Source organism: Rhizobium lentis (genome assembly GCF_017352135.1).
In the GTDB taxonomy this organism is placed as follows: Bacteria; Pseudomonadota; Alphaproteobacteria; order Rhizobiales; family Rhizobiaceae; genus Rhizobium; species Rhizobium lentis.
The window spans coordinates 3,612,933-3,639,906 of sequence record NZ_CP071454.1 but is presented as its reverse complement, the minus strand read 5'-3'; the positions used below and the strand labels follow the sequence as shown (position 1 = coordinate 3,639,906).

Annotated in this window: 38 protein-coding genes and 1 pseudogene; 7 read left to right on the top strand and 32 right to left on the bottom strand. The window is 60.3% G+C overall.

All coding sequences use genetic code 11. The annotated features are described in order from the left end of the window. Nucleotides 1–143: 143 nt before the first annotated feature. A pseudogene (locus J0663_RS17495) lies at nt 144–1,149 on the top strand (ketopantoate reductase family protein). Between the two features lie 39 nt (nt 1,150–1,188). On the opposite strand, the gene J0663_RS17490 reads toward J0663_RS17495, so the two are convergent. After that, nucleotides 1,189–2,184 carry an alpha/beta fold hydrolase gene (locus J0663_RS17490; RefSeq protein ID WP_207241630.1) on the bottom strand — a complete coding sequence of 332 codons (996 nt, stop codon included), beginning with the start codon at nt 2,182–2,184 and terminating at the stop codon, nt 1,189–1,191. A 420-nt stretch (nt 2,185–2,604) separates the two neighbouring features. Between J0663_RS17490 and J0663_RS17485 the strand changes: the two genes are divergently transcribed. Continuing rightward, a complete protein-coding gene (locus tag J0663_RS17485) occupies nt 2,605–2,916 on the top strand; it encodes a DUF1883 domain-containing protein (RefSeq protein ID WP_207241629.1) in 312 nt (103 codons plus the stop codon). Between the two features lie 251 nt (nt 2,917–3,167). Then, on the top strand, nt 3,168–3,842 hold the full coding sequence (locus J0663_RS17480) for a VIT1/CCC1 transporter family protein (RefSeq protein ID WP_207241627.1): 675 nt from the start codon (nt 3,168–3,170) through the stop codon (nt 3,840–3,842). Nucleotides 3,843–3,874: 32 nt separating this feature from the next. Here the strand turns inward: J0663_RS17480 and J0663_RS17475 are convergent, their stop codons facing one another. Next, nucleotides 3,875–5,191 (bottom strand): replication-associated recombination protein A, encoded by a 1,317-nt coding sequence (locus J0663_RS17475; RefSeq protein ID WP_207241626.1) that lies wholly within the window; start codon nt 5,189–5,191, stop codon nt 3,875–3,877. Further along, the gene (locus J0663_RS17470) at nt 5,188–6,591 is read right to left on the bottom strand and encodes a DegQ family serine endoprotease (RefSeq protein ID WP_207241624.1); all 1,404 of its coding nucleotides are present in this window, start codon (nt 6,589–6,591) and stop codon (nt 5,188–5,190) included. The genes J0663_RS17475 and J0663_RS17470 overlap by 4 nt, the downstream gene beginning before the upstream one ends. Before the next feature lie 246 nt (nt 6,592–6,837). Between J0663_RS17470 and J0663_RS17465 the strand changes: the two genes are divergently transcribed. After that, complete coding sequence (locus J0663_RS17465; RefSeq protein WP_207241622.1) at nt 6,838–7,218, top strand: YkvA family protein; 381 nt, start codon at nt 6,838–6,840, stop codon at nt 7,216–7,218. 19 nt (nt 7,219–7,237) lie between these two features. Further along, nucleotides 7,238–7,588, top strand: coding sequence for a lysozyme inhibitor LprI family protein (locus J0663_RS17460; RefSeq protein WP_207241621.1), 351 nt, complete (start codon nt 7,238–7,240; stop codon nt 7,586–7,588). A 45-nt stretch (nt 7,589–7,633) separates the two neighbouring features. On the opposite strand, the gene ilvD is transcribed toward J0663_RS17460, so the two are convergent. Beyond that, a complete protein-coding gene (gene ilvD, locus J0663_RS17455) occupies nt 7,634–9,472 on the bottom strand; it encodes a dihydroxy-acid dehydratase (RefSeq protein WP_207241620.1) in 1,839 nt (612 codons plus the stop codon). A gap of 335 nt (nt 9,473–9,807) precedes the next feature. On the opposite strand from ilvD, the gene msrP reads away from it, so the two are divergent. Beyond that, nucleotides 9,808–10,755: a protein-methionine-sulfoxide reductase catalytic subunit MsrP gene (msrP, locus tag J0663_RS17450; protein ID WP_207241618.1), complete on the top strand. Its 948-nt coding sequence runs from the start codon at nt 9,808–9,810 to the stop codon at nt 10,753–10,755. Continuing rightward, nucleotides 10,755–11,417 (top strand): protein-methionine-sulfoxide reductase heme-binding subunit MsrQ, encoded by a 663-nt coding sequence (msrQ, locus tag J0663_RS17445; protein ID WP_207241610.1) that lies wholly within the window; start codon nt 10,755–10,757, stop codon nt 11,415–11,417. The genes msrP and msrQ overlap by 1 nt, the downstream gene beginning before the upstream one ends. Nucleotides 11,418–11,435: 18 nt before the next feature. Here the strand turns inward: msrQ and J0663_RS17440 are convergent, their stop codons facing one another. The 28 genes from J0663_RS17440 to rpsJ form a co-directional block, all read right to left on the bottom strand. Then, on the bottom strand, nt 11,436–11,837 hold the full coding sequence (locus J0663_RS17440) for a ribosomal maturation YjgA family protein (protein WP_207241608.1): 402 nt from the start codon (nt 11,835–11,837) through the stop codon (nt 11,436–11,438). 177 nt (nt 11,838–12,014) lie between these two features. Then, on the bottom strand, nt 12,015–12,437 hold the full coding sequence (rplQ, locus tag J0663_RS17435; RefSeq protein WP_010029289.1) for a 50S ribosomal protein L17: 423 nt from the start codon (nt 12,435–12,437) through the stop codon (nt 12,015–12,017). A gap of 121 nt (nt 12,438–12,558) precedes the next feature. Then, nucleotides 12,559–13,569, bottom strand: a complete 1,011-nt coding sequence (locus tag J0663_RS17430) for a DNA-directed RNA polymerase subunit alpha (protein WP_003547579.1) — start codon at nt 13,567–13,569, stop codon at nt 12,559–12,561. Between the two features lie 97 nt (nt 13,570–13,666). Next, nucleotides 13,667–14,056, bottom strand: coding sequence for a 30S ribosomal protein S11 (rpsK, locus tag J0663_RS17425; protein ID WP_003547577.1), 390 nt, complete (start codon nt 14,054–14,056; stop codon nt 13,667–13,669). 133 nt (nt 14,057–14,189) lie between these two features. Then, nucleotides 14,190–14,558 (bottom strand): 30S ribosomal protein S13, encoded by a 369-nt coding sequence (gene rpsM, locus J0663_RS17420; RefSeq protein ID WP_011424992.1) that lies wholly within the window; start codon nt 14,556–14,558, stop codon nt 14,190–14,192. Between the two features lie 222 nt (nt 14,559–14,780). Further along, complete coding sequence (locus tag J0663_RS17415) at nt 14,781–15,431, bottom strand: adenylate kinase (protein WP_207241605.1); 651 nt, start codon at nt 15,429–15,431, stop codon at nt 14,781–14,783. Next, on the bottom strand, nt 15,428–16,768 hold the full coding sequence (secY, locus tag J0663_RS17410) for a preprotein translocase subunit SecY (protein ID WP_207241602.1): 1,341 nt from the start codon (nt 16,766–16,768) through the stop codon (nt 15,428–15,430). Before secY ends, J0663_RS17415 begins: the two co-directional genes overlap by 4 nt. A gap of 234 nt (nt 16,769–17,002) precedes the next feature. Continuing rightward, entirely contained in the window at nt 17,003–17,479 is a 477-nt protein-coding gene (gene rplO, locus J0663_RS17405; RefSeq protein WP_207241600.1) for a 50S ribosomal protein L15, read from the bottom strand. A gap of 16 nt (nt 17,480–17,495) precedes the next feature. Further along, nucleotides 17,496–17,705, bottom strand: coding sequence for a 50S ribosomal protein L30 (gene rpmD, locus J0663_RS17400; RefSeq protein WP_011424988.1), 210 nt, complete (start codon nt 17,703–17,705; stop codon nt 17,496–17,498). Between the two features lie 13 nt (nt 17,706–17,718). Continuing rightward, complete coding sequence (rpsE, locus tag J0663_RS17395) at nt 17,719–18,288, bottom strand: 30S ribosomal protein S5 (protein ID WP_003573784.1); 570 nt, start codon at nt 18,286–18,288, stop codon at nt 17,719–17,721. A 133-nt stretch (nt 18,289–18,421) separates the two neighbouring features. Beyond that, complete coding sequence (gene rplR, locus J0663_RS17390) at nt 18,422–18,784, bottom strand: 50S ribosomal protein L18 (protein WP_011424987.1); 363 nt, start codon at nt 18,782–18,784, stop codon at nt 18,422–18,424. Between the two features lie 12 nt (nt 18,785–18,796). Continuing rightward, nucleotides 18,797–19,330 (bottom strand): 50S ribosomal protein L6, encoded by a 534-nt coding sequence (gene rplF, locus J0663_RS17385; protein WP_207241598.1) that lies wholly within the window; start codon nt 19,328–19,330, stop codon nt 18,797–18,799. A 42-nt stretch (nt 19,331–19,372) separates the two neighbouring features. Beyond that, nucleotides 19,373–19,771, bottom strand: a complete 399-nt coding sequence (gene rpsH, locus J0663_RS17380; RefSeq protein WP_004674934.1) for a 30S ribosomal protein S8 — start codon at nt 19,769–19,771, stop codon at nt 19,373–19,375. 12 nt (nt 19,772–19,783) lie between these two features. Continuing rightward, nucleotides 19,784–20,089, bottom strand: coding sequence for a 30S ribosomal protein S14 (gene rpsN, locus J0663_RS17375; RefSeq protein ID WP_003573787.1), 306 nt, complete (start codon nt 20,087–20,089; stop codon nt 19,784–19,786). A 32-nt stretch (nt 20,090–20,121) separates the two neighbouring features. Next, the gene (gene rplE, locus J0663_RS17370) at nt 20,122–20,679 is read right to left on the bottom strand and encodes a 50S ribosomal protein L5 (protein WP_011424985.1); all 558 of its coding nucleotides are present in this window, start codon (nt 20,677–20,679) and stop codon (nt 20,122–20,124) included. Continuing rightward, nucleotides 20,672–20,980: a 50S ribosomal protein L24 gene (gene rplX / locus J0663_RS17365; protein WP_004674929.1), complete on the bottom strand. Its 309-nt coding sequence runs from the start codon at nt 20,978–20,980 to the stop codon at nt 20,672–20,674. The genes rplE and rplX overlap by 8 nt, the downstream gene beginning before the upstream one ends. Nucleotides 20,981–20,991: 11 nt before the next feature. Beyond that, nucleotides 20,992–21,360 (bottom strand): 50S ribosomal protein L14, encoded by a 369-nt coding sequence (rplN, locus tag J0663_RS17360; RefSeq protein ID WP_003573790.1) that lies wholly within the window; start codon nt 21,358–21,360, stop codon nt 20,992–20,994. A gap of 260 nt (nt 21,361–21,620) precedes the next feature. After that, entirely contained in the window at nt 21,621–21,860 is a 240-nt protein-coding gene (gene rpsQ / locus J0663_RS17355; RefSeq protein WP_004674926.1) for a 30S ribosomal protein S17, read from the bottom strand. Nucleotides 21,861–21,872: 12 nt separating this feature from the next. Beyond that, nucleotides 21,873–22,073, bottom strand: coding sequence for a 50S ribosomal protein L29 (gene rpmC, locus J0663_RS17350; RefSeq protein ID WP_004674925.1), 201 nt, complete (start codon nt 22,071–22,073; stop codon nt 21,873–21,875). 12 nt (nt 22,074–22,085) lie between these two features. Continuing rightward, the gene (rplP, locus tag J0663_RS17345; protein WP_003573792.1) at nt 22,086–22,499 is read right to left on the bottom strand and encodes a 50S ribosomal protein L16; all 414 of its coding nucleotides are present in this window, start codon (nt 22,497–22,499) and stop codon (nt 22,086–22,088) included. A gap of 38 nt (nt 22,500–22,537) precedes the next feature. Further along, nucleotides 22,538–23,272: a 30S ribosomal protein S3 gene (gene rpsC, locus J0663_RS17340; RefSeq protein ID WP_003573793.1), complete on the bottom strand. Its 735-nt coding sequence runs from the start codon at nt 23,270–23,272 to the stop codon at nt 22,538–22,540. Beyond that, on the bottom strand, nt 23,272–23,661 hold the full coding sequence (gene rplV / locus J0663_RS17335; protein WP_064801907.1) for a 50S ribosomal protein L22: 390 nt from the start codon (nt 23,659–23,661) through the stop codon (nt 23,272–23,274). Before rplV ends, rpsC begins: the two co-directional genes overlap by 1 nt. A gap of 2 nt (nt 23,662–23,663) precedes the next feature. Continuing rightward, the gene (rpsS, locus tag J0663_RS17330; protein WP_003573797.1) at nt 23,664–23,942 is read right to left on the bottom strand and encodes a 30S ribosomal protein S19; all 279 of its coding nucleotides are present in this window, start codon (nt 23,940–23,942) and stop codon (nt 23,664–23,666) included. A 15-nt stretch (nt 23,943–23,957) separates the two neighbouring features. Continuing rightward, complete coding sequence (gene rplB, locus J0663_RS17325) at nt 23,958–24,794, bottom strand: 50S ribosomal protein L2 (RefSeq protein ID WP_207241596.1); 837 nt, start codon at nt 24,792–24,794, stop codon at nt 23,958–23,960. 11 nt (nt 24,795–24,805) lie between these two features. Further along, a complete protein-coding gene (locus J0663_RS17320; protein WP_003547550.1) occupies nt 24,806–25,099 on the bottom strand; it encodes a 50S ribosomal protein L23 in 294 nt (97 codons plus the stop codon). Continuing rightward, the gene (rplD, locus tag J0663_RS17315; protein WP_004674918.1) at nt 25,096–25,716 is read right to left on the bottom strand and encodes a 50S ribosomal protein L4; all 621 of its coding nucleotides are present in this window, start codon (nt 25,714–25,716) and stop codon (nt 25,096–25,098) included. The genes J0663_RS17320 and rplD overlap by 4 nt, the downstream gene beginning before the upstream one ends. Before the next feature lie 13 nt (nt 25,717–25,729). Continuing rightward, nucleotides 25,730–26,371 (bottom strand): 50S ribosomal protein L3, encoded by a 642-nt coding sequence (rplC, locus tag J0663_RS17310; RefSeq protein ID WP_004674916.1) that lies wholly within the window; start codon nt 26,369–26,371, stop codon nt 25,730–25,732. A 33-nt stretch (nt 26,372–26,404) separates the two neighbouring features. Then, nucleotides 26,405–26,713, bottom strand: coding sequence for a 30S ribosomal protein S10 (gene rpsJ / locus J0663_RS17305; RefSeq protein ID WP_003547547.1), 309 nt, complete (start codon nt 26,711–26,713; stop codon nt 26,405–26,407). Nucleotides 26,714–26,974: the final 261 nt, after the last annotated feature.

Below are 26,974 nucleotides of genomic sequence, written 5' to 3'. Positions count from 1 at the left end.
AATGCCACCGCATCCGGATGTCGGGATATGGGCGGCGGCACCGTGGTGACGGCTTGAAAGATCCTCTTGCGGCAAATTGGCATTCGCCTCCTGCCGGGGATGGCCTAGATGTAAATGAGATCGTCACCACGAAGAGGCAATGCATGTCCATCAAGACCATCTGTGTTTATGGTGCCGGCGCGCTCGGCGGCACCATCGCTGCCAAACTGGCAAGCAGGGCTGATAACGACTTTAACGTTTCCGTCGTTGCACGCGGGGCGCACCTCAATGCCATCCGCAGCAACGGCCTTAGCCTGCGCCAGGCCGATGCTGAAAATCCCTTCAATGTGCGCCTGACCGCAACCGACGATCCCAAGACATTGCCGTCGCAGGATCTCGTCATCACCGGCCTCAAGGGACATCAGCTGACATCCGCCGCCGAGGGGATCGCCAGTCTCCTCAAGCGGGACACCCGCATTGTCATGATCCTCAACGGCATTCCGTGGTGGTATTTTCATCGCGATACCGGCAGCCGACATGCGGAGCTGCAATTCGAAGAGCTTGATCCCGGCGGAAAGCTTTGGCGGCTGATCGGGCCTGAACGCGTCATCGGCTGCGTCGCCTATCAGGGTGCGGAAGTGGTCAATCCGGGCGAGATCCAAGCTTTCTCATAACGGGCGTTTCATACTCGGCGAACCCTCCGGCGAAATGTCTGCGGACCTGGAGGTGATCGCCGGAGCGCTGACCGGCGCCGGCCTCAACATCATGACGACTTCGGAAATCAGGAACGAAATCTGGAGCAAGTTGATGGGCAACGCCGCCTTCAACCCGATCAGCGCCCTGACACGGGCACTGATGACGGACATCCTGGCGGATCCGGCGCTAATGGATATGGTCAGTAAAATCATGAACGAGGTGCGCGCCGTCGGCGAGGCGCTGGGCGCACGATTCGGCATGAGCGTAGAGCAGCGGCTGGAACAGTCGCGCCATATTGGCGGCGTGCGGACATCGATGCTGCAGGACCTGATGGGCGGCAAGGCCCTCGAAATCACACCTCTTGTGGGCATGTTGGTGGCGCTTGGACGGCTGACTGCCGTACCGACGCCGGTCTCGGAAACGATCCTGGCCTTGGTGGCGCAGTTGGATAGGGAAAACCAACGCGGCAACTGAGTGTAGAGGGAAGCGGCCAGGGAAGCCGGCCGCCGTTGCCTATTTTCCGATCTGCTCGGCCCAGTTCGGGGGCTTGCCGCCGCCGTCGAGGAAGGTCATGGCAACGTTCGCCATGAGGGTGGAGGCAAAACTTTCATAGTGGGTGAGATCGGGCAGGATCGCCAGGCGGTTCTTCGACCTGTTCTCCCGCATCCAGCCGGCATCGCGCAAACCGCCGCCGAGCTTGTGGTAAAAGTCGATCATATGCTGCGGACGGATCATGTCGGCATCACCGTAGATGAGCATGACGGGCATCGAGAGCTTCTCGACCGCATCGCCATAATCGTTTGGTTCGCGCATCAGCGCGCCCATGGCGTCGAGCAGCTTCGGAAACTCGGAATCGTCGGGCGCCACCGCCTTGTAGGAGAGAAACATCGGCGTGTCCTTCATCATCTCGGCCATGCCCGCACCGACAGCGGCCTGTTGCGGCAGCATCTCCGGAAAGAAACCGTCCTGCGCATAGGGGGCGGAGAGTATTACTAGCCGGCGCACGCGATCCGGCGCGTTCGCCGCCATGTTCAACGCCACCCCGCCGCCGAAGGAATATCCGAAGACGTCGACTTTGTCGTAACCGAGCTGCTTCACCAGGATTGCGAGGTCGGCGCCGATTGCCGGAAGCTCGATCGGCCGCTTGCCGAGGGGCGTGCGGCCATGGCCTTGCAGATCGACCGCAATCACCTGCCGGTGGTCCGTGAAAACCGGCATGATGGGCGTAAACATCTCGATCTGCCCCAGACCGCCGTGAAGCAGAAGCAGCGGTTCGCCCTCCCCGCGGATCTCGTAGTAATAGTCGATGCCGTTGACCGGCAGCGTTCCCTTCCTGACGATCGGCGCGATGGTTTTCTTATCCTCTACAACCGGCGTAGCGCTGCCGGCGGCCGAGATATCCGGCACGGCTAGGAATGCCGTGGCCGTTGCGATCATCGAAATCAGCGTCATCTTCGACATGTCCTTGCTCCATGTTTGCTTGGATATCGCAAGGACGGCGCCGATCATCCCTTTCCGACACCGCGGTTCGAAATTTCTGACATCGGCCTTTATGCCATTCCTATGTTTTTGCCCTTCGCCCCGAATGGCTTTCCTATCGCAGCCGGCGGTAGACTCTCACCGTCACTGCAAACGTCAACCGCCATGCGAAATATCATGTCCTCCGCCTTCCAGCCTCTTCGCCCACACAGGATCACACGCGGCAACCGGCAGATGCGCGAAAGCGCACCGCCTGGGCGCTGATCGCCTTCAGCATCGTGCCCGCCTGCGTCGAACTTTACATCGTTTACTCGGCGCTCTGAACCTTCGGCGCATGTTTTCCGCGTAGCGGGAAAACGCAGGCATAGGCCGACAGGCCGACTTCCAACTTTTCGTTAACCGGCATGCTGGTAAAATCTCGTCGTAAAGATTTCAGACGCCGCGAGACCGATGCCGAAACCGAATTTCCGCTTCACCCACTACGATCTCAAGGAACAGCGCGCCGGAACGATCGTCGAGGTGTCGCTGAATGCGGTGAACAATGTTCGTCTGATGACGGCGCCAAACTTCCAGCGCTTCACCGAGGTTCTCGATTTCAAATATATCGGCGGCGTGGCGCGCAAATCGCCGGTCAAGCTTGCCGTCCCGGAAAGCGGCCACTGGCATGTCGTTGTCGACATGGAAGGCCATCACGGGCTGGCGGAATCTGCCGTCAAGGTGATCGCCGCGCCGGTCAATCAGAGGACGCCGCGGCCTTCCTGAGCTTTGCAACATCGCGCATCGCTCGGAGCCGCAAGAGCAAGCGCAGAACGTGCCCTGCCGAAAACCGTTGATCACGATACCCCAATCGTTCCGATCTTGATCGCGATCAATGAATTAAGCCGCGACGTCGGTCACAATTTTCCGGTCGCGAGGCTTACCCGCGCCGCTAGCTGAAAGTCGGCTCCCCAGTCGTGGCCTGATTGCGGAGAAAAAACAGCAGACTACGATCTTCATCACCTGGGGGACAGCCCATGACTTCGAGCGCGATCGATCGTATCACCGATATCATCGATCCCGGCGATGCACTCGGCGAAGTTCTTTTCGGATTGATCATGGCGCTGACATTGACGGTAGGTTCGAGGCTTGTTTTTGAAGAAGAAGGGTTAGATGTCCCCGAGTTGGTCGTCGCAACAATCGGATGCAACGTCGCTTGGGGGATTATTGACGCGGTGTTGTTCATTCTGGGCACGACGTTTTACAAGAGCAGGCGGCTGCGCCTTTTTCGGCAGATTAAAACCACCAGAAGCGAGGCTGCAGCGCTCAAGATGCTCGCGAAAGAATTCCCTATAGAAGAAGCGCCATTTTCCGCAAAAGCCGCCGACGCGGACGCACTCTATCGATCTCTCCTGGCACTCGCATGTCGGGCCGATCCTGTGAAGGCTTCCCTTCCGAAAGGTGATTTCATTGCGGCAATCGCAGTCTTCTTTCTGGTTTCAATCACCGCCATTCCGGCAGTGACCCCTTTTCTTCTCATAGACAACGCGCATCTTGCCCTGAGGATCAGCAACCTGTTTCTCATCGCGCTGCTGTTTGTGACGGGTTATGCTTGGGCGAAATTTTCGGGAGGCAGGCCTCTTCATGCCGGGATGACGATGACTTGTCTCGGATTGCTTCTGGTGGCAATCGCGATCGCCCTTGGCGGTTGAACCCCATTCGCCGACCGAACAGCGCGAACGCGTCAGCGCGGATTGCGCTCCTTGCGCAGTTTCGCCCACCATTCCAGCCGCTTGCGGATGTCGCGTTCGAAGCCGCGCTCCGGCGGATCGTAGAAGGTCTGCCGGCCCATCTTCTCTGGGAAGTAATCCTGGCCTGAAAAGGCATCCGGCTCGTCGTGATCGTAGCGATAGCCCTCGCCGTAACCTTCGCCTTTCATGAGTTTCGTCGGCGCATTGAGGATATGCTTCGGCGGCAGCAGCGAGCCGTTCTCTTTTGCGGCCTGGGTGGCGGCCTTAAAGGCGGTATAGACGGCATTCGACTTCGGCGCGGTCGCGAGATAGACGCAGGCCTGCGCCAGCGCCAGTTCACCTTCAGGCGAACCGAGATAATCATAAGCATCCTTGGCGGCGTTGCAGATCACCAGCGCCTGGGGATCAGCAAGGCCGATATCCTCCACCGCCATGCGCACCAGGCGTCGGCCGAGATAGAGCGGATCCTCGCCGGCATCGAACATGCGGGCGAGATAGTAGAGCGCGGCATCAGGATCCGAACCGCGCACCGACTTGTGCAGTGCCGAAATCAGATTGTAGTGGCCATCCTGCGCCTTGTCGTAGACGGGGGCCCGCCTCTGGACGATGCGCGTCAGCGCTTCGGTGTCGAAGCTCTCGCCCTCGCGCGCGGCACGCCACACCTCTTCGGCAAGCGTCAGCACCGCGCGGCCGTCGCCGTCGGCCATGCGGATCAGGCTGGCGCGCGCCTCTTCGCTCAACGGCAGCGGCTTCTGCTCGATCACTTCGGCGCGCTTCAGCAATTCCTCCAGGCTCTCCTCGTCATGCGACTTGAAGGTCAGGACTCGGGCGCGCGACAACAGAGCGGCGTTGAGTTCGAAGGATGGATTTTCGGTGGTGGCGCCGACGAGGATGACGGTGCCATCCTCCATCACGGGCAGGAAACTGTCCTGCTGGGCGCGGTTGAAACGATGGATCTCATCGACGAACAGCAGCGTCTGACGTCCGTCCATACGGCGCATGCGGGCCGCCTCGAACACCTTCTTCAGGTCGGCGACACCGGAAAAGATCGCCGATATCTGCTCGAAGGCCAGCCCCGCCTCGCCCGAAAGCAGCCGCGCCACCGTCGTCTTGCCGGTGCCGGGCGGCCCCCAGAAGATCATCGAGCCAAGCGAACCGCTTTCGATCATCCTTCTCAGCACGCCGTCCTCACCGGTCAGATGCTCCTGACCGGTGACATCGGCGAGCGTCTTCGGCCGCAGCCGGTCGGCGAGCGGCCGCCTGGCGGCAACCTCCTCCGGAACGCGCGGCGCGAAGAGATCATTGCTCATCGGAAGAACTGCCGTATCCGCTGCCCATCGCGCTCGATCTCCACACGCCAGAGGCCAGGGTCGCTGTTGGCAATTTCGACAAGTTCGCTGGTCGACTTCACTTCCGTGCCATTGATCGAGACAATGATATCCTTGGGCTCGAAACCGAGACGGGCAGCCGGCGAATCCTCCTTGACATCGGAAACGACGACGCCGGCAGATTCAGCCGGCATGCGCAGCTCGTCGGCGACGCGCGGCGAAAGATTCTCGACAACAACGCCGGTAAAGGGCGTGCGCCCGCCAATGATGCGCTGATCGCGCGGTGAAGTCTCCGGCGCGCGCGCAAGCGCCAGCGACAACTGCTCCTCGTGGCCGTTGTCGATGACGGTAAGATTGACCGTTTTGCCGAGGCCGGCCGTTGTCAGGCGATAGAGCAGTGCGTCGGGATGCTCGACCGAGATGCCGTTGACGGCAGTGACAATCTGGCCGGCTTTCAGTCCGGCTTTTGCCGCCGGCCCGCCCTCCGAAACCTTGACGACCAGCGCGCCGAGCACTTTGTTGAGCCCAAGCGCTTCGGCGACTTCCGACGTGACCGCATCGAAGCTTGCGCCGACATAGGGTCGCTCGAAGGATTTGACACCGGCATCGGCGGAAGCGAGGAAGACCTTGACGAGGTTGGCCGGAATGGCGAAGCCAATGCCGTTCGAGCCGCCGCCACGCGAGAAGATGGCGGTGTTGATGCCGATCAGCTCGCCCTTCATGTTCATCAACGCGCCGCCGGAATTGCCCGGATTGATTGAGGCGTCGGTCTGAATGAAGAAGCCGAACTCGTTCCTGACCACCTGGTTGCGGGCAAGTGCGGAGACGATTCCGCTCGTCACCGTCTGGCCGACGCCGAAGGGATTGCCGATCGCCAGCACGAGATCGCCGACCTCGACGGTATCGGAATTGCCGATCGGCAGCGTTGGGAAGCTCTGCTTGGTGTCGATCTTCAGGACGGCGAGGTCGAGGCGGTCATCGCGCAGCACCACCTTGCAGGGGAATTCGCGGCCATCCGAGAGCGCCACCTTGATGTCGTCGGCGCCTTCGACGACGTGATTATTGGTGACGACGGTGCCATTCGCCTCGACGATGACCCCGGAACCGAGCGAAGACTGCTTTTCCGAGCGGTTCGGCATCTGCTGACCGAAAAACTGCTCGAAGAAAGGATCGCCGGCAAAGGGCGACTGGCGCTGGATGATCTTTTCCGCGTAGACGTTGACGACGGCGCCCGAGGTCTGTTTGACCAGCGGCGCGAAGGAGAGCTGCATCTGCATCTGGCTCTCGGGCACGGTCTTTGCCGTCTGCGCATGGGCCGCGACCGGCGTAACGAGCATGAGAGCGAACAGCGAAACGGAGGCGCGCTTGAACAGGCCTTGCATGGGTATCCCTTTTGAATCCTCTTGAGCAACGTTTTAGAGCATGATGCCGAAAACTGTGAGCGGTTTTCGGACGACATCATGCTCTAACTATTTAGTTGCGAACAGGATTCAGACTTTAGGCCGTACCGGCTTAAAATCATCCTGTTCTGCGGCACGACGCTAGAAAGGAAAGAGGGCGGAAGCATGGAAGAACAAGGGAAGGGAATGTCTTGAACCCGCTGTCAATTTGATTCAGGAAGTTTGACCATGCACCTGATATCAAAAGCCAAAACCTGGGCGAAGTCACTGAAGCGTGACATCGTTGCGCTGTGGCTGGCCGCGCGTGATGCGCGCGTGCCGTGGTATGCGAAAGCGGTGGCCGGCGCCGTTGCGGCCTACGCGCTTTCGCCAATCGATCTGATCCCCGATTTCATTCCCGTGCTCGGCTATCTCGATGATCTCGTCATCGTTCCGCTCGGCATCCTGCTGGCGACACGTCTTGTTCCGGCAGAGGTGATGGCAGCGCTTCGCGTTGAGGCGGCAAGGCGGATCGAACAGCCTTCCAGCCGGGCCGGATTGATCTTCATCCTTGTCGTCTGGCTCACCTGCATCATCTTCCTGGCTCTGGCAGTGCGCAAGCTGATTTGATCGGCAGCAGAGGAAGATGATGATGACAACACGAATGTCGGCCGCTCTGGGTTTGGCGATCCTGGTTTTCACAACGGATCTCGCATGGTCGGCGAGCTTCGATTGCGATGCGAAGGAATTGAAGCCGGATGAAAAGGTTATCTGCGACAACCGCGCACTCAATGATGCCGATGTGAAGATGGTGACGACCTTCGAGCTGCTCTCCGGGCTGCTGGCCATGGGCTCCCGCGGAACATTGCAGGACGAACAGACCGCCTGGCTGAAGAAGCGGCAGGAATGCGGGGCCGACGCGGCCTGTATCGAGGCTGCCTACGACGAGCGGATGAAGCAGCTCGGCGAAACCTATAAAAACGTCAACCGGCCGCTGTGAAGGCGGCCGGTTGGCGGCTGACTTTCAATCGGATGCTCAAGTTGCCTAGCGGGCGTTCAGATCGCGGACGGCGCCGCGGTCGGCGCTTGTTGCGAAAGCGGCATAGGCCTTGAGCGCCGTCGTGACATTGCGCTTGCGGACTTCTGTGGGCTGCCAGCCCTTCCCGTCCTGCTCGGTGCGGCGGGCGGCGAGTTCGGCCTCGCTGACACGCAGGCTGATCGTGCGGTTCGGGATATCGATTTCGATCATGTCGCCTTCGCGGACGAGGCCGATCGTGCCGCCATTTGCCGCTTCCGGCGAGACGTGGCCGATCGAGAGACCGGAGGTGCCGCCGGAGAAGCGGCCGTCGGTGATAAGCGCGCACGCCTTGCCGAGGCCCTTCGACTTCAGATAGCTTGTCGGATAGAGCATTTCCTGCATGCCGGGGCCGCCCTTCGGGCCTTCGTAGCGGATGACGACGACGTCGCCGGCCTTGATCTCGTTGGCGAGAATCGCTTTGACCGAAGCATCCTGGCTTTCGAAGACGCGGGCCGGGCCTGAGAATTTCAGGATCGATTCATCGACGCCTGCTGTCTTGACGATGCAGCCGTCGATCGCGAGGTTGCCCTTGAGCACGGCAAGGCCGCCGTCCTTGGAGAACGGATGCTCGACCGAGCGGATCACGCCGCTCTGGCGATCTGTGTCGAGCTCGTCCCAGCGGGCTTCCTGGCTGAAGGCGACCTGGGTCGGGATCCCGCCGGGGGCGGCGCGATAAAAGTTGCGGACGGTTTCGCTGTTGGTGCGGGTGATATCCCAGCGATCGATCGCATCGCCGAGCGTCTCGGCGTGCACGGTCGGGCAATCGCGGTTCAGCAGACCGCCCTTATCGAGTTCGCCGAGGATCGACATGATGCCGCCGGCGCGGTGGACATCCTCCATATGCACATCGCTCTTGGCGGGCGCGACCTTCGACAGGCACGGCACGCGGCGCGACAGCGCGTCGATATCGGCCATGGTGAAATCGACCTCGCCCTCATGGGCGGCGGCAAGGATATGCAGGACGGTATTGGTCGAACCGCCCATGGCGATATCGAGCGCCATCGCATTCTCGAAGGCCTGCTTGGAGGCAATGGTGCGCGGCAGCGCCTTGACGTCGTCCTGCTCGTAATAGCGGCGGGCGAGATCGACGATCAGGTGACCGGCTTCCACGAACAGGCGCTTGCGGTCCGCATGAGTGGCGAGCGTCGAGCCGTTGCCGGGCAGCGACAGACCGAGCGCTTCCGTCAGGCAATTCATGGAATTGGCGGTGAACATGCCGGAGCAGGAGCCGCAGGTCGGACAGGCCGAACGCTCGATGACCTTGACGTCTTCATCGGAGATCTTGTCGTCGGCAGCAGCGACCATCGCGTCGACGAGATCGAGCGCATGCGTCTTGCCGTGCAGAACGACCTTGCCGGCCTCCATCGGACCGCCGGAGACGAAGACCGTCGGGATATTGAGGCGCAACGACGCCATCAGCATGCCGGGGGTGATCTTGTCGCAATTGGAGATGCAGACCATGGCGTCGGCGCAATGGGCATTGACCATGTATTCGACGCTGTCGGCGATGAGCTCGCGCGAGGGCAGCGAATAGAGCATGCCGTCATGTCCCATGGCGATGCCGTCGTCGACGGCAATCGTGTTGAATTCCTTGGCGACGCCGCCGGCAGCCTCGATTTCGCGGGCGACGAGCTGGCCGAGGTCCTTCAGGTGCACGTGGCCAGGCACGAACTGGGTGAAGGAATTGACCACCGCAATGATCGGCTTGCCGAAATCCGAATCCTTCATGCCCGTGGCGCGCCAAAGGCCGCGTGCGCCAGCCATATTGCGGCCGTGGGTCGTGGTTCTGGAACGGTAAGCTGGCATCGGTGTCTTCCTCGACGTATCGGAAATATCAGGCGAAGCGGGCTGCTGTGGAGCTTGCGGGCCAGGCGATCGCTGCTGTTTGGAATTGTCCTAATCCAATCGACGGAACCTGTCACTACCGCGAAGGCCAAATCCGGTACGCTGCCGGATGAAGCGATGCGACGCGCATCGATCGTATACGGTTCGAAGAGACGTTTTGTTACAGCCTATTCCATCACAGGCGAACACAAAAAATTGGCTTCCCGTCGACAGTATTCAGGGCATAGAGATTGATCCGAACATGCGGGCGGTTCGTTTAAGGACTATATTCGGAAAGCCGCCCAGGAGGTTTTGACATGCCGACCTATCGCCCACCGAAGATCGCTTCGTCGGAAATCACGCCGCGCCAGCTCTATGTGCGCCGCCGCGAATTCCTGGGTGCTGCGGCGCTTGGCGCCATCGCACTTTACGGCGCAGGCAACGCGAGCGCCGCCGCGCTCTCGGCCGTCGAGAGCAAGTACAAGGTCGATGAGAAGACGACGCCGCTCAAGGACGTGACGACCCACAACAACTTCTATGAGTTCGGCCTCGACAAGGGCGACCCCGCTGCTCTTTCCGGCGACTTCAAACCGCTGCCCTGGACGGTCAAGGTCGACGGCATGGTCAACAAACCCGGTACCTTCGACATCGAGGCGCTGATGAAGGAATTCCCGATCGAGGAACGCACCTATCGGATGCGCTGCGTCGAAGCCTGGTCGATGGTCATCCCCTGGGATGGCTTTCCGCTGGCAGCGCTGCTTGACAAGGTAGAGCCGCTCGGCAGCGCCAAATATGTCGCCTTCGAAACCGTCGTGCGGCCGGAGGAAATGCCGGGGCAGAAGGGTTTCTTCCAGTCGCTCGACTGGCCCTATGTCGAGGGGCTGCGCCTCGACGAGGCGCGCCATCCGCTGACGCTGCTTGCCGTCGGGCTTTATGGCGAAACGCTGCCGAACCAGAACGGTGCGCCGATCCGCCTCGTCGTGCCGTGGAAATACGGCTTCAAGGGCATCAAGTCGATCGTGAGGATCACGCTCACTGATCAGCAGCCGAAGAACACCTGGCAAGTGACCAATCCGCAGGAATACGGCTTTTACGCAAACGTCAATCCGGCCGTCGACCATCCGCGCTGGAGCCAGGCCACAGAACGGCGCATCGGCGAAAGCGGCTTCTTCGGCGCCAGCCGCCACCCCACCCTGCCGTTCAACGGCTATGCCGACGAGGTGGCGAGCCTTTACGCCGGCATGGATTTGAAGGCCAATTTCTGATGGCGGAACTGTCGCTCGCCATTCCGAAACGCTGGCAACCCGCCTCGGTCTGGCTGCTTTATGTCGCGGGGCTCTTGCCCGCGGCCTGGACCTTCTATCTCGGCGCGACCGATCAGCTCGGCGCCGATCCGGTCAAGACCTTCGAGCTCTTCCTTGGCATCTGGACGATCCGCTTCCTGATAGTGACACTTATGGTGTCCCCTGTGCGCGAATTGTTCGGCTGGAATTATCTGCGCTATCGCCGCGCACTTGGCCTTTTGACCTTCTACTACGCGCTGATGCACTTCACCGTCTACATGGTGCTCGACCAGGCGATGGACATTCAAGCCGTCATCAACGACGTGCTGAAGCGCCCCTTCATCATGTTCGGCATGGCAGCCCTTGCGATGCTTATTCCGCTGGCGCTGACATCCAATAATGTCTCGATCCGCCGCCTCGGCAAGAATTGGATCTGGCTGCACCGGCTCGTCTACGTTGTTGCCGCCAGCGGAGCGCTGCATTTCGCGCTGTCGACCAAGATCCTTGATCTCGAGCAATATATCTATCTCGGGCTGATCATTGCGCTGATCCTCTACCGCGCCTGGCGGCCGATCGCACGCAGCCGGAAGAAGGGCCAAGGACGTCCGCGCAATCGCGCGGTGGCTTCAACATCCGAGGCGTAAACGACCGGCGAGGACATATCACCGACGTGCTGGATCAAAGGCAAAGGCCGCGGCGATGCCGATGGCATAGGCCAGCATATTCCAAAGCGAGAATATCCGCCCAAGCAGCAATGCGCCTGCCATGGTTAGCCGAAAGGCGTCGAGCCAAGGCGTGTGATAAAGCCGGAACAATTCCACCGAGATCGCAATGAACAGCGCTATGCCCGCAATGACCACCCGCCGTGACCTTGCGAAAAACATCGCCACCAGCAGATAGACCATCGCTCCCCAGAGTACCGATCCGCCATATTTGACCACGACGAAAGGGAGATCGGCGCCATAGCCAAAGCGTCTCAACGCCAGTCCGAGGACGATGACAAGCAGCAGGGCGGCAAGCCGAAGGCGCTGCCTGCGCGAGCGGATCTCAATGATTTCGCGCAATGGAATCGGTCCCGTCAAATATCAGCCGATTGAACGTGCTGACACAGATATCGAAGAATCAAGCCGCACGCCTTGCCGTCGCTTGACGCCGTTCGCTCTCGCCATTCTCGGCCGACGCACAAACGAAAACAGCCGGGCTTTGCAGCCCGGCTGTATTGCTCCGGCAGAGCGGAAGACTTAGGCGGCGACCGCCTGCTCTTCGGCAGCGACGCGGGCCTTGTCGGCTGCGCCCTTGGCGTAGGTGTCGCGATCGACGAATTCGACCACGGCCATGGCGGCGTTGTCGCCCTGGCGGAAGCCAGCCTTCATGATGCGCAGGTAGCCACCGTTGCGGGTGGCGTAGCGCGTTGCGATCGTGTCGAACAGCTTCGAGACGACGGCGGCATCGCGGATCTGCGAGATCGCCTGACGGCGAGCATGCAGGTCACCGCGCTTGCCGAGCGTGACGAGCTTCTCGACGATCGGGCGGATTTCCTTGGCCTTCGGCAGGGTCGTGACGATCTGCTCGTGGGTAATCAGCGAAGCCGCCATGTTGGCGAACATCGCCTTGCGGTGGCTTGCAGTTCTATTCAGCTTGCGGCCGGCTTTACCATGGCGCATTGCTATTCTCCTTTAATGCAGTGCCCTTACGTTAAGTGGCCTGCCGTTTCCTGGCACATGCAGGCGATCGGCCTGCTGTTTGACGGGGAAAGGCAGCCGAACGAGCCTGCCTTTTGTTTTCTCAATACTGGTCTTCGTAACGCTTGGCGAGATCTTCGATGTTCTCGGGCGGCCATGCCGGCACTTCCATGCCGAGGTGCAGGCCCATGGAAGCGAGAACTTCCTTGATTTCGTTCAGCGACTTGCGACCAAAATTCGGCGTGCGGAGCATTTCTGCTTCGGTCTTCTGAATGAGGTCGCCGATATAGACGATGTTGTCGTTCTTCAGGCAGTTTGCCGAACGGACCGACAGTTCGAGTTCGTCCACCTTCTTGAGGAGAGCCGGGTTGAAAGCGAGCTCGGTGACTGCTTCCTCTTCGGTTTCCTTCTGCGGCTCGTCGAAGTTGACGAAGACGCCAAGCTGATCCTGGAGGATGCGCGCCGCGAAAGCGACGGCGTCTTCGCCGGTGATCGAGCCATCGGTTTCGATGGTCATGTTCAGCTTGTCGTAGTCGAGAACCTGTCCTTCGCGGGTATTTTCAACCTTGTAGGACACCTTCTTGACCGGCGAATAAAGGCTGTCGACCGGAATGAGACCGATCGGAGCGTCTTCCGCACGATTGCGCTCGGCCGGAACATAGCCCTTGCCGTTGTTGACGGTGAATTCCATGCGGATCTCGGCGCCCTCGTCGAGCGTGCAGATGACATGCTCGGGGTTGAGGATCTCGATATCGCCGACCGTCTGGATGTCGCCAGCCGTGACAACGCCTGGGCCCTGCTTGCGCACGACCATACGTTTCGCGTCGTCGCCATCCATCTTGATGGCGATTTCCTTGATGTTCAGCACAATATCCGTGACGTCTTCGCGGACGCCCGGAATCGAGGAGAATTCGTGCAGCACGCCGTCGATCTGCACCGCCGTGACGGCAGCACCGCGCAGCGAGGAGAGCAGAACGCGGCGCAGCGCGTTGCCGAGGGTGAGGCCGAAGCCGCGCTCCAGCGGTTCGGCGACGAGCGTCGCCCTGGTGCGCGAGCTCGAGGAGAACTCCACCTTGTTCGGCTTGATCAGTTCCTGCCAGTTCTTCTGAATCATGAGTTTGCCTTCCGTTCGTTGCCACCATCCAATCGTGGCAACCGAGCTTGAAAACCACCGGGAACGCCAAGGCGCTCACCGGTGACGAGAGCGATGATCAGACGCGGCGCTTCTTGCGCGGACGGCAGCCATTGTGCGGAATCGGGGTCACGTCGCGGATGGACGTGATCATGAAACCCGCAGCCTGGAGCGCGCGCAGAGCCGATTCGCGACCCGAACCCGGACCGCAGACTTCGACTTCCAGCGACTTCATGCCGTGCTCCTGGGCCTTCTTGGCGCAGTCTTCGGCAGCGATCTGGGCAGCGAACGGGGTCGACTTGCGCGAGCCCTTGAAGCCCTTGGCGCCGGCCGACGACCAGGCGATGGCATTGCCCTGCGCATCGGTGATGGTGATCATCGTGTTGTTGAAGGTCGAGTTGACGTGAGCGACACCCGACGAGATATTCTTGCGCTCGCGACGGCGAACGCGGACGGCTTCCTTAGCCATGCTAATCCTTTCGTTGATCTCTTCACCGCCGTAATGCCAGCGGCTACACCGGAACGGCGCCTATACGGTCCCGTTCCAAACTCAAAAGAGGCCGGCGCGGACCGCCAGCCTCCCCATCCCGGTTTCCCGGAAATTACTTCTTCTTGCCAGCGATCGCCTTTGCCGGCCCCTTGCGGGTGCGGGCATTGGTGTGCGTGCGCTGACCGCGGACCGGAAGGCCGCGACGATGACGCAGACCACGGTAGCAGCCGAGATCCATCAGGCGCTTGATGTTCATCGCGGTTTCGCGACGAAGATCACCCTCGACCTGATAGTCGCGGTCGATGGTTTCGCGGATCTGAAGGACTTCGGCGTCCGTCAGCTGATGCACACGACGCTCGGCCGGAATACCGACCTTCTCGACGATTTCCTGTGCGAATTTCGGACCGATCCCGTGAATGTAGGTCAGCGCGATGACGACGCGCTTTGCAGTCGGGATGTTGACGCCAGCGATACGTGCCACGCCTGTTCTCCTTGCATTCCAGTTGCCATCCGGCAAGTGGGCTTCGTTATGCGGTCCTCAGGACCGCCCGTTCAGATTTACGTCCGTAACATGTCAAAACGACCGCACCCGGACTTCCCAGGGAAATCCGCGCCGATCGCAGGGAATGTCGCGAGTTGGCGCGGTGTTTAGCGGAATCACTGCTGAAAAGCAACCGTTCCCGCCAAGTTTATTTTCAAAGCCTTAAAGCTTGGAAAGAATGCTTTCAACTTCGGCGGTCACCTGATCGATCTCCGCCATGCCGTCGACAGACTTGAGTTTGCCCTTGGCATGGTAATAGCCGATCAGCGGCGAGGTTTCCTTATAGTAGACCTGCAGTCTGGCCGTCATCGTCTCCGGAGTATCGTCGGGGCGACGTTTGAAGTGCGTGGAACCGCACTTGTCGCATACGCCCTCGCTGGCCGGAACCTTGTCGGTGTCATGATAGACGCTACCGCACTGCGCGCAGGAGTAACGACCGGCGACACGGCGAACCAACTCGGCATCATCGACACGAAATTCGATGACGACGGAAAGATCGAGACCCTTCGCCTTCAGCATCGCCTCGGTGGCGTCCGCCTGGACCAGCGTCCTGGGGAAACCATCGAGAATGAAGCCGTTGGCGCAATCGGACTGATCGATTCGCTCGGAGACGATGGCTATGACGATATCGTCCGAGACAAGCTTGCCGGCGTCCATGACAGCCTTGGCGCGCTTGCCCACCTCCGTACCGGCGTTAACGGCCGCACGCAGCATGTCGCCCGTGGAAAGCTGCGGGATGCCGTGCTTTTCCACGATCCGCTGGGCCTGGGTTCCCTTGCCCGCGCCCGGCGGCCCCAAAAGGATAAGTCTCATCGCCCCCTCTTTCCTCCTCGCAACTTCGATTTCTTGATCAGGCCTTCGTATTGCTGCGCGATCAGGTGACCCTGGATCTGTGCCACCGTATCAAGAGTTACGCTAACCACGATCAAAAGCGAAGTGCCACCAAGGGATAATGGGATGCCGGTTTGCGACACCAATATCTCCGGAAGGATGCAGACGAAGACGAGATAGATCGCGCCGATCACGGTGATCCGGGTCAGCACATAATCAATATATTCGGCGGTGCGCTCACCCGGGCGGATGCCGGGGATGAAGCCCCCGTGCTTCTTCAGATTGTCGGCCGTGTCCTTCGGATTGAAGACGATGGCCGTATAGAAGAAGGCGAAGAAGGCGATCAGCGCCGCATAGAGCACCATGTAGAGCGGCTGGCCGTGGCCGAGGGCGGCAACGATCGACGTCGCCCAGGACGGCATCGACGTCGTGCTGGCGAAGCCGGCGACCGTTGCCGGCAGAAGCAGCAGCGACGAGGCGAAGATGGCCGGAATGACGCCTGATGTGTTGAGCTTGAGCGGCAGGTGCGAGGTGTCGCCCTGGAACATGCGGTTGCCGACCTGGCGCTTCGGATATTGGATCAGCAGCCGGCGCTGGGCCCGTTCGACGAAGACGATGATGCCGATGACGCCGATCGCGACGACGATAACGAGCAGGATGAGCGCGGTCGACAGCGCGCCGGTGCGGCCGAGTTCGAGGGTACCGGCAAGCGCGCTCGGAAGGCCGGCCGCGATACCGGCGAAGATGATCAGCGAAATACCGTTGCCGATGCCGCGCGAGGTGACCTGCTCACCGAGCCACATCAGGAACATCGTGCCGCCAAGCAGCGTCAGGACGGTAGAAACGCGGAAGAACCAGCCCGGCTCGACGACCAGACCTTGGCCGCTCTCGAGACCAGCGGCGATGCCATAGGCCTGCAGCGCCCCTAGAATGACGGTGCCATAGCGGGTGTACTGATTGATGATCTTGCGCCCCTGCTCGCCTTCCTTCTTCAGGTTTTCGAGCGCCGGCACCACCGAGGTCATGAGCTGTACGATGATCGAGGCGGAGATGTAAGGCATGATTCCGAGCGCGAAGATCGCCATGCGTTCGACAGCGCCGCCCGAGAACATATTGAAAAGGCCGAGAATACCGCCTGCCTGGCCGCGGAACGCCTGGGCATAGGCTTCGGGATTGAGCCCCGGAAGCGGAATATGGGTGCCGAGCCTGTAGACGAGGAGAGCTGCCAGTGTGAACCACAGGCGCTTCTTCAAATCCTCGGCTTTGGCAAAGGTCGAAAAATTGAGGTTGGATGCCAATTGTTCCGCTGCAGAAGCCATGCGATTCTCCGCGCTACCAATTCCGGCGTCTCTAGGGAAATAGCCGGCCCCGGAATCAGTATGAAAATTATTCAAAACCGGGCTTTGGACGGATTGCAGCGCAACCCCATGCCTCACCCTTGTCTTCCAGTCTTACCGGCATGACGCGGGCGCGCCAGCCAAGTTTTTGTGAGGCCCACATATGGGAGCAAAATCGCCCGGTGTGAAGCACCCCGGGCGACATATCATCAGATATTATTCGGCTGCAGCCGGAGCCGAAAGCAGGGTCACGGTGCCGCCTGCCTTTTCGATCTTCTCGACGGCCGGCTTGGAAGCGCCGGCAACGACGATGGTAATCTTGGCCTTGAGCTCGCCATCGGCGAGAACGCGAACGCCGTCCTTGGCGCGGCGGATGACGCCGGCGGCCTTGAGGGCAGCGGCGTCAACGGTCGCCTTGGCATCGAGCTTGCCGGCGTCGATCGCAGCCTGGATGCGGGCAAGCGACACGACGACGAAGTCGGAAGCGAAGATGTTGTTGAAGCCGCGCTTCGGCAGGCGACGATAGATCGGCATCTGGCCGCCTTCGAAGCCGTTGATGGCGACGCCGGAACGGGACTTCTGACCCTTCACACCGCGACCACCGGTCTTGCCGGAGCCCGAACCGATACCGCGGCCGAGGCGCTTGCGGCTGTGGGTCGAGCCTTCGTTGTCCTTAATTTCATTGAGTTTCATGAGCGTTTCCTCCGTCTCACTTCTCGTCGACAATGCGAACGAGATGCTGGACAGCACGGATCATGCCACGAACGGAAGGGGTATCCTCCAGCGTGCGGCGACGGTGCATCTTGTTCAGTCCGAGACCGATCAGCGTGCGCTGCTGGACGTCCGGACGGCGAATCGGGCTGCCGATCTGTTCGATCGTGACAGTCTTCGCTTCAGCCTTCTTGGTAGCCTTGGCCATTGGTCAGCTCCTCTTATTCTTCAGAGGCGTTGCCGGAGGCGCTACGACGAGCCTGCAGCGTTGCATACTTGATGCCGCGCTGAGCTGCGATGTCCTTCGGGTGAACCTGGTGCTTCAGAGCGTCGAAGGTGGCGCGAACCATGTTGTAGGGGTTCGACGAACCGGTCGACTTGGCGACGACGTCGTGCATGCCGAGCGTTTCGAATACGGCGCGCATCGGGCCGCCGGCGATGATGCCAGTACCGACCTTCGCCGAGCGCAGCAGAACCTTGCCGGCGCCGTGGCGGCCATGAACGTCGTGATGCAGCGTACGGCCGTCACGCAGCGGTACGAAGATCAGCTCGCGCTTGGCGGCTTCGGTTGCCTTGCGGATGGCTTCCGGCACTTCGCGTGCTTTGCCATGGCCGAAGCCGACGCGGCCCTTCTGGTCGCCGACGACGACGAGTGCTGCGAAACCGAAACGACGGCCGCCCTTGACAACCTTGGCGACGCGGTTGATCGCGACAAGCTTGTCGACGAATTCGCTATCGCGCTCTTCACGGCTCTGGCGGTCTTCCCGCTGCGGCCTTCTTTCCTGTGCCATTGTCCTCTTCCTTTTTCTTTTCCGGGTGCAATCGGCAAACGAATGTGGACCGCCTAAGCCTCCCCTTCTCCAGGGAAGTACCCGCGGTCCGGCGAAAATCCGGCCGGCGCAGATGCGTCCGGCCGGAAGCTGATCAGAAGGTGAGACCGCCTTCGCGGGCCGCTTCGGCAAGAGCCTTGATGCGGCCGTGATAGATGAAGGCGCCACGGTCGAACACGACGTCCGTAACACCGGCCTTGGAGGCGCGCTCGGCGACGAGCTTGCCTACAGCAGCGGCTGCTGCGGTATCGGCACCGGTCTTCAGAGAACCGCGCAGATCCTTGTCGAGGGTGGAGGCAGACGCAAGCGTCTTGCCAGCCACATCGTCGATGATCTGGGCATAGATGTTCTTCGAGGAGCGATGAACCGACAGGCGCGGACGGCCGTTGGCCACCGACTTGATATGACGGCGCACGCGGTTGGCACGACGTGCAAGTGCTTCTTTCCTGCTAGCCATTTCGCGTGATCCTTACTTCTTCTTGCCTTCTTTGCGGACGATCCGCTCGTCGGCATACTTGACGCCCTTGCCCTTGTACGGCTCAGGACCGCGATATTCGCGGATTTCGGCGGCAACCTGGCCGACCTGCTGCTTGTTGATGCCGCTGACGACGATTTCAGTCGGCTTCGGAACAGCGATCGTGATGCCGACCGGCGGTTCATAGACCACGTCGTGGCTGAAACCGAGCGCCAGCTGCAGGTTCTTGCCCTGCATGGCGGCGCGGTAGCCGACGCCGTTGATTTCAAGTTTGCGCTCGAAACCTTCCTTGACGCCCTTGAAGATGCCTTCGATCATCGTGCGGGACATGCCCCACTTCGACCGCGCATCCTTGGTCTGGTTTACGGGCGTCACGACGACCGCGTTGTTTTCGAGCTTGAGGCTGATTTCGTCGTTAGCGACGAAGAACAGCTCGCCCTTCGGGCCCTTTGCGGTAACCTTCTGGCCATCGACCGTAGCCGTGATTCCAGCAGGCACCTGAACGGGCTTCTTACCGATACGAGACATGTTTCAATCCTGTCTGTTCGCTATGGAGATCCCTGCCCGATCTTAGAAGACCGAGCAAAGAACCTCGCCACCAACGTTCTGTTCGCGAGCCTGGTGATCGGCCATCACGCCCTTCGGAGTCGAAAGGATCGTGATGCCGAGGCCGTTCGCGACCTGCGGAATGGACTTGACCGAGACATAAACCCGGCGGCCCGGCTTGGACACACGGCCGATCTCGCGGATCACCGATGCGCCTTCATAATATTTCAGCTCGATGTTGAGCTCCGACTTGCCATTGCCGAAATCGACAACGGAATAGCCACGGATGTAGCCTTCGGACTGCAGGACATCGAGAACACGCGCACGGAGCTTGGACGCAGGCGTCGAAACCGACGACTTGCGGCGGGAAGCGCCGTTGCGGATGCGGGTGAGCATATCGCCCAACGGATCAGTCATTGTCATCTAACCTGCTCCTTACCAGCTGGACTTGACGATGCCCGGCACCTTGCCGAGATTGCCGAGTTCACGCAGCGCAATACGCGACATGCGCAGTTTGCGGTAGTATGCGCGCGGACGGCCCGATACTTCACAACGGTTGCGAATACGGGTCTTCGATCCATCGCGCGGCAGGGATGCCAGCTTGATCGAGGCCTTGAACCGCTCTTCGATCGGAAGAGCCTGGTTCATGATGATCGCCTTCAACGCAGCCCGCTTCGCGGCCTGGTTGGCGACCGTAGTACGGCGGCGCTTGTTCTTTTCAACTGCGCTTGTCTTCGCCATGTCAGGTTCCTTTTCTACGCTCGTCGTTACGGTTATTGACGGAACGGGAAGCTGAACTCTTTCAGGAGAGTCCTGGCTTCGTCGTCGGTCGTCGCCGTCGTGCAAACGATGATGTCCATGCCCCACATCTGATCAACCTTGTCGTAGTTGATTTCAGGGAACACAATGTGCTCCTTGATGCCCATGGCGAAGTTGCCACGGCCGTCAAAGCTCTTCGGGTTCAGGCCGCGGAAGTCGCGAACGCGCGGGAGCGCGATGTTGACCAGACGATCCAGGAACTCGTACATGCGGGCGCCGCGCAGGGTAACCTTTGCGCCGATCGGCATGTTTTCGCGGACCTTGAAGCCTGCGATAGAGTTGCGTGCGCGGGTGATGACCGGTTTCTGACCGGCGATCGCTGCGAGGTCGGCGGCAGCAACCGTCGGTTTCTTCGAGTCAGCGGTCGCTTCACCGACGCCCATGTTGATCACGATCTTGTCGAGCTTCGGGATCATCATTTCGTTGGCGTAGGAGAACTTCTCCTGCATCGCCTTGCGGATGCGCTCGACATATTCCTTCTTGAGCCGCGGCTCGTATTTTGCCTCAGCCATCGATCACTTCTCCAGAACGCTTGGCCACACGGACCTTCTTGCCGTCAACGACCTTGAAACCGACGCGGGTCGGCTTGCCGTCCTTGTCGACGATTGCAATGTTGGACAGGTGAACCGGGGCTTCCTTGTTGATGATGCCGGCTTCCTGGGTCTGCGTCTGGCGCTGGTGGCGCTTCACGACGTTGACGCCACGGACGACGGCACGATCTTCCTTCGGCATGACCTGAACAACTTCGCCGGTACGGCCCTTGTCCTTGCCAGCGAGCATGACGACCTTGTCGCCTTTACGAATCTTCTGCATCGCTTCGCTCCTTACAATACTTCGGGAGCCAGCGAGATGATCTTCATGTGGTTCTTGGCGCGAAGTTCGCGCGGAACCGGTCCGAAGATACGGGTGCCGATCGGCTCTTTCTTGTTGTCGATGAGGACTGCTGCGTTGGTGTCGAAGCGGATGACCGAGCCATCCGGACGACGGATGTCCTTGGCGGTGCGAACGACAACCGCCTTCATCACGTCACCCTTCTTCACGCGGCCGCGCGGGATCGCTTCCTTGATCGAAACGACGATGACGTCGCCGATCGAGGCATACTTGCGCTTCGAGCCGCCCAGCACCTTGATGCACATGACACGACGTGCGCCGGAATTATCCGCCACGTCGAGGTTTGTTTGCATCTGAATCATATCAGGTCGCCTTCTTGGTTTACCGGAATGGTTGGGCTAGCCCCCTACTCCGGCTTATGAAAATTTTCCGCCGGCCGACCTGCCAGACGGCAGGCACAGACGCGGCAATAGCTGAATAGCGCGGGATCGATCGTGCCAGGGTGGTTTCCCGAACGGGACCTTCCGTGCGCTCAAAGCAAAAGAACGCCCGGCATTCGAGCGTTCTGACGCTGCTTCATACAGATATTTCGGCGAGACGCAAGGCCTCGCACAAAATTCTGTTACTTGCCCTGGGCGGCGATGACCGTCCAACGCTTGTCCTTCGAGATCGGCGCGCATTCCTCGATGGATACGGTATCGCCGATCTTGTACTGGTTGTTTTCGTCGTGGGCCTTGTACTTCTTGGAACGACGAACGGTCTTCTGGAGCAGCGGGTGAGCGAAACGACGCTCGACACGAACCACTACCGTCTTCTCGTTCTTGTCGCCAACGACGACGCCCTGCAGGATGCGCTTCGGCATATTTTTCTTCCTTTAGGCCTTAACTTCTGCCGCCTTCTGGCGGGCAATGGTTTTCACGCGGGCAATGTCCTTGCGGACTTCATTGATGCGCGAGGACTTTTCGAGCTGGCCGGTCGCCTTCTGGAAGCGCAGGTTGAACTGCTCCTTCTTCAGCTTGGCAAGCTCGTCCTTGAGTTGGTCGGCGGTCAACGCGCGAACATCTGAGGCTTTCATGAGCTCAATCCCTTACTCTGCAATGCGCTGAACGAAGCGCGTCTTGACCGAGAGCTTGGCAGAGCCGAGGCGAAGCGCCTCGCGGGCGATCTCTTCGCTGACGCCGTCGATCTCGAACATCATACGACCGGGCTTGACCTTGCATGCCCAGTACTCAACGGAGCCCTTACCTTTACCCATGCGGACTTCGGTCGGCTTTGCGGTTACCGGAACGTCCGGGAACACGCGGATCCATACACGGCCGGCGCGCTTCATGTAACGCGTGATCGCGCGGCGAGCTGCCTCGATCTCGCGTGCATTGACGCGGTTGGGCTCCTGAGCCTTCAGGCCGAATTCGCCGAATGCCAGGTCAGAACCGCCCTTGGCCACGCCCTTGATGCGGCCCTTGAACTGCTTGCGGTACTTAGTACGCTTTGGCTGCAACATTTTCTTACTTCTCCGAGCTTATCTTTCGCCAGCGCTAATTACGCGTTGTCGCGTTCGCGGCGACGATCGCCGCGGTCGCGTTCGCGGCTTGCCGGACCCTGCGCGTCGCCTTCCAGCGCGCGACGTTCGGAAGCCATCGGATCGTGCTCAAGGATTTCACCCTTGAAGATCCAGACCTTGATGCCGCAGATACCGAATGCGGTTTCGGCTTCTGCCGTGCCGTAGTCGATGTCAGCGCGCAGCGTGTGCAGCGGAACGCGACCTTCGCGGTACCACTCCGTACGAGCGATTTCAGCACCGCCGAGACGGCCAGCGCAGGTGATCTTGATGCCTTCGGCGCCAAGACGCATCGCGGACTGAACGGCGCGCTTCATCGCACGACGGAAAGCCACACGGCGCTCGAGCTGCTGGGCGATCGACTGCGCGACCAGCGTGGCGTCGACTTCGGGCTTGCGCACTTCGACAATGTTGAGGTGCGTTTCCGAATTTGTCATGTCCGACAGCTTCTTGCGGAGCTTGTCAATGTCTGCGCCCTTGCGGCCGATGATCAGGCCCGGACGAGCCGAGTGGATCGTGACGCGGCACTTCTTGTGCGGACGCTCGATGACCACCTTGGAAATGCCTGCCTGCTTCAGTTCGCTCATGACGAACTTGCGCATCTTCAGGTCTTCGTGCAGCAGCTGGCCGTACTCGGCATTGTCCGCGAACCAGCGGCTATCCCAGGTACGGTTGATGCCGAGACGGAAACCGATCGGATTGATTTTCTGACCCATTATGCGGCCTCCTCTGCTGCCTGCACTTCACGAACGACGATCGTCAGGTGCGCGAAGGGCTTTTCGATGCGCGACGCGCGACCGCGGCCACGAGCGTGGAAACGCTTCATGACAATCGACTTGCCGACATAGGCCTCGGCGACGACGAGCGCGTCGACGTCGAGATCATGGTTGTTCTCGGCGTTGGCGATTGCGGATTCGAGCGTCTTCCTGACGGCGCCCGCGATACGCTTGCGGGAGAACTCCAGCTCAGCGAGTGCACGCTCGACCTTCTTGCCGCGGATGGCCGCAGCAACCAGGTTGAGCTTCTGGGGGCTGACGCGGAGCGTGCGGGCGACTGCTTGCGCCTCGTTGTCCTTCAGCCGGCGTTCGGCTTTTGCCTTGCCCATTGTTACTTCCTCTTCGCCTTCTTGTCCGCGCCGTGACCGTAGTAGGTGCGGGTCGGAGAGAATTCACCGAATTTGTGGCCGACCATGTCTTCATTGACGCTGACCGGAATATGCTTGCTGCCGTTGTAGACGCCGAAGGTAAGACCGACGAACTGCGGCAGGATCGTGGAGCGACGGCTCCAGATCTTGATTACTTCTGCACGTCCGCCTTCACGAACCTTCTCAGCCTTCTTGAGAAGATAGCCGTCAACGAACGGACCTTTCCACACTGAACGAGCCATTGGAGACTTCCTCTCTTACTTCTTACGCTGATGACGCGAGCGCATGATCATCTTGTCGGTCGACTTGTTCGACCGGGTGCGCTTGCCCTTGGTCGGCTTGCCCCACGGCGTCACCGGATGGCGACCACCGGAGGTGCGGCCTTCACCACCGCCGTGCGGATGGTCGACCGGGTTCATGACAACGCCGCGGTTATGCGGACGCTTACCGCGCCAGACGGTTCGACCGGCCTTGCCGTCGTTGATGTTGGCGTGGTCAGGGTTGGACACCGCGCCGATCGAAGCAAGGCAGACGCCGCTGACCAGGCGCTGTTCACCGGAGTTCAGGCGAAGGATCGCCATGCCCTGGTCACGGCCGACGAGCTGCGCGTAGGAACCGGCGGAGCGAGCTATCTGACCGCCCTTGCCCGGCTTCATTTCCACGTTGTGGATGATGGAGCCGACCGGGATGTACTGCAGCGGCATGGTATTGCCGGGCTTCACGTCGACAGCCTTTTCCGAAGCGATGACCTTGTCGCCGGCTGCAAGACGCTGCGGAGCGATGATGTAGGCCTGTTCGCCATCGGCATAGCTCACCAGAGCGATGAACGCCGTCCGGTTCGGATCGTATTCGATACGTTCGACCGTGCCTTCGACATCAAACTTGCGACGCTTGAAGTCGACCAGACGGTAGCTGCGCTTGTGACCGCCGCCGATGAAGCGGGCCGTGATGCGGCCGAGGTTGTTACGACCGCCGCTCTTGGTCAGACCTTCCGTCAGCGCCTTGACCGGCTTGCCCTTGTAGAGCGAGGAGCGGTCCACGATGACCAGCTGACGCTGGCTCGGGGTCGTCGGATTGAATGTTTTCAATGCCATTTTCTTATTCCTCAGAGACCGGTGGAGACGTCGATCGTCTGGCCTTCAGCCAGCGTCACGACAGCCTTCTTCACGTCCTTCTGCTTGCCGACAAAACCGCGGAACCGCTTGGTCTTGCCCTTGCGCAGCAGAGTGTTGACGGCCGTGACCTTGACGCCGAACAGCGCTTCGACCGCAGCCTTGATTTCCGGCTTCGTCGCCTGCTTGGCGACATTGAAAACAACCTGGTTGTTCTCGGATACCAGCGTGGACTTTTCGGTGATCGCCGGGGAGACGATCACATCATAGTGGCGGAGATCGGTCACTTGAATCGCTCCTCTAGCGCTTCAACCGCAGCCTTGGAAAGCACGAGCTTGCCGCGGCGCACGATGTCGTAAACGTTGATGCCCTGGATCGGCAGAACATCGATGTTCGGGATGTTCTGAGCTGCGAGCTTGAAGTTGCCGTCAAGCTCTGCGCCGCCGATGAAGAGGGCGTTGGTAAGGCCGAGCGTCTCGAATGCGGACGCAAGAGCCTTGGTCTTGGCTTCGGCGGCGACCAGGTTGTCGATGACGATGACGTCATCGGCCTTGATCTTGGCCGAAAGGGCGTGGCGAAGGCCAAGCGCGCGAACCTTCTTCGGAAGGTCGTGCTCGTGGCTGCGGACGACCGGGCCGTGGGCCTTGCCGCCGCCGCGGAACTGCGGAGCGCGAGCCGAATGGTGGCGGGCGCGGCCCGTACCCTTCTGCTTGTACATCTTAGCGCCGGTGCGCGAAACTTCAGCGCGGCCCTTTGCCTTGTGCGTGCCCTGCTGCTTCTTGGCAAGCTGCCAGCGGATGACGCGGGCGAGAATGTCTTCGCGGGGCTCGAGGCCGAAAATCTCGTCCGAAAGGGAAACCTTCCCGGCGTCTTTTCCCTCGAGGGTCTTGACGTTCAATTCCATTGATCTGGCTCCCTTACTTCGCGGCCGACTTGACGGCGTCGCGCACGATGATCCAGGCACCCTTGGAACCGGGAACAGCACCCTTGATCAGGATCAGACCACGATCTTCGTCGGTCGAAACCACTTCCAGGTTCTGCGTCGTGACGCGCGTCTGGCCCATGTGACCAGCCATCTTCTTGTTCTTGAAAACCTTGCCCGGATCCTGGCGCGAGCCCGTCGAACCGTGCGAGCGGTGCGAAACCGACACACCGTGCGTCGCGCGCAGACCGCCGAAACCGTGACGCTTCATGGCGCCGGCAAAACCCTTACCGATCGTCGTACCCGTCACGTCGACGAGCTGACCGGCAGCAAAGTGACCTGCCTTGAGCTCCGTGCCGATCTCGAGCAGATTGTCTTCCGACACGCGGAATTCTGCGAGCTTGGCCTTCGGCTCGACGTTGGCAACGGCAAAATTGCCGCGCATCGCCTTCGACGTGTTCTTCACCTTCGCCTGGCCGGCACCGAGCTGAACTGCGGTATAGCCATTCTTTTCGACTGTGCGTGTGGCAACGACCTGGCAGCCGTCCATACGCAGTACCGTTACCGGGACATGCTCGCCGGCGTCGTTGTAGACGCGGGTCATTCCCACCTTCTGTGCAATCACACCTGAACGCATCGGTTCAATCCTTCCAACTCAGCTCGAGCAAGCTCAGAGCTTGATCTCAACATCGACACCGGCGGCGAGATCGAGCTTCATCAGCGCGTCTACCGTCTGCGGGGTCGGGTCTACGATGTCGAGAAGGCGCTTATGCGTGCGCATCTCGAACTGTTCGCGGCTCTTCTTGTCGATGTGCGGGGACCGGTTGACCGTAAACTTCTCGATGCGGGTCGGAAGCGGAACGGGGCCCCGGACGCTTGCACCGGTGCGCTTCGCCGTCGACACGATCTCGCGCGTGGAAGCATCGAGAATCCGGTGATCGAACGCCTTCAGGCGAATGCGGATATTTTGGCCGTTCATTCGACGTTATCCTTGTGTTTGTTTTCCACATGTCTTTGGACAAGACACAGGTTGTTCTTTCTTCCTAAGGCGGACCACCGGTTTCAAAGATCGAGAGGGCGCCGACAGCGGCATCCTATCCAGTCTTCAGGGCCTTCTAGCCCACCTTATTGTTTGTGTAGTCGCCGCCTCGTCATCCGAAGCGGTACGCAAATCGCGCTCGCGCGCCATTTGCTATATTTCTGTGTCATAAGCAAGCGGCTTACACCGCTTGCTTCATAA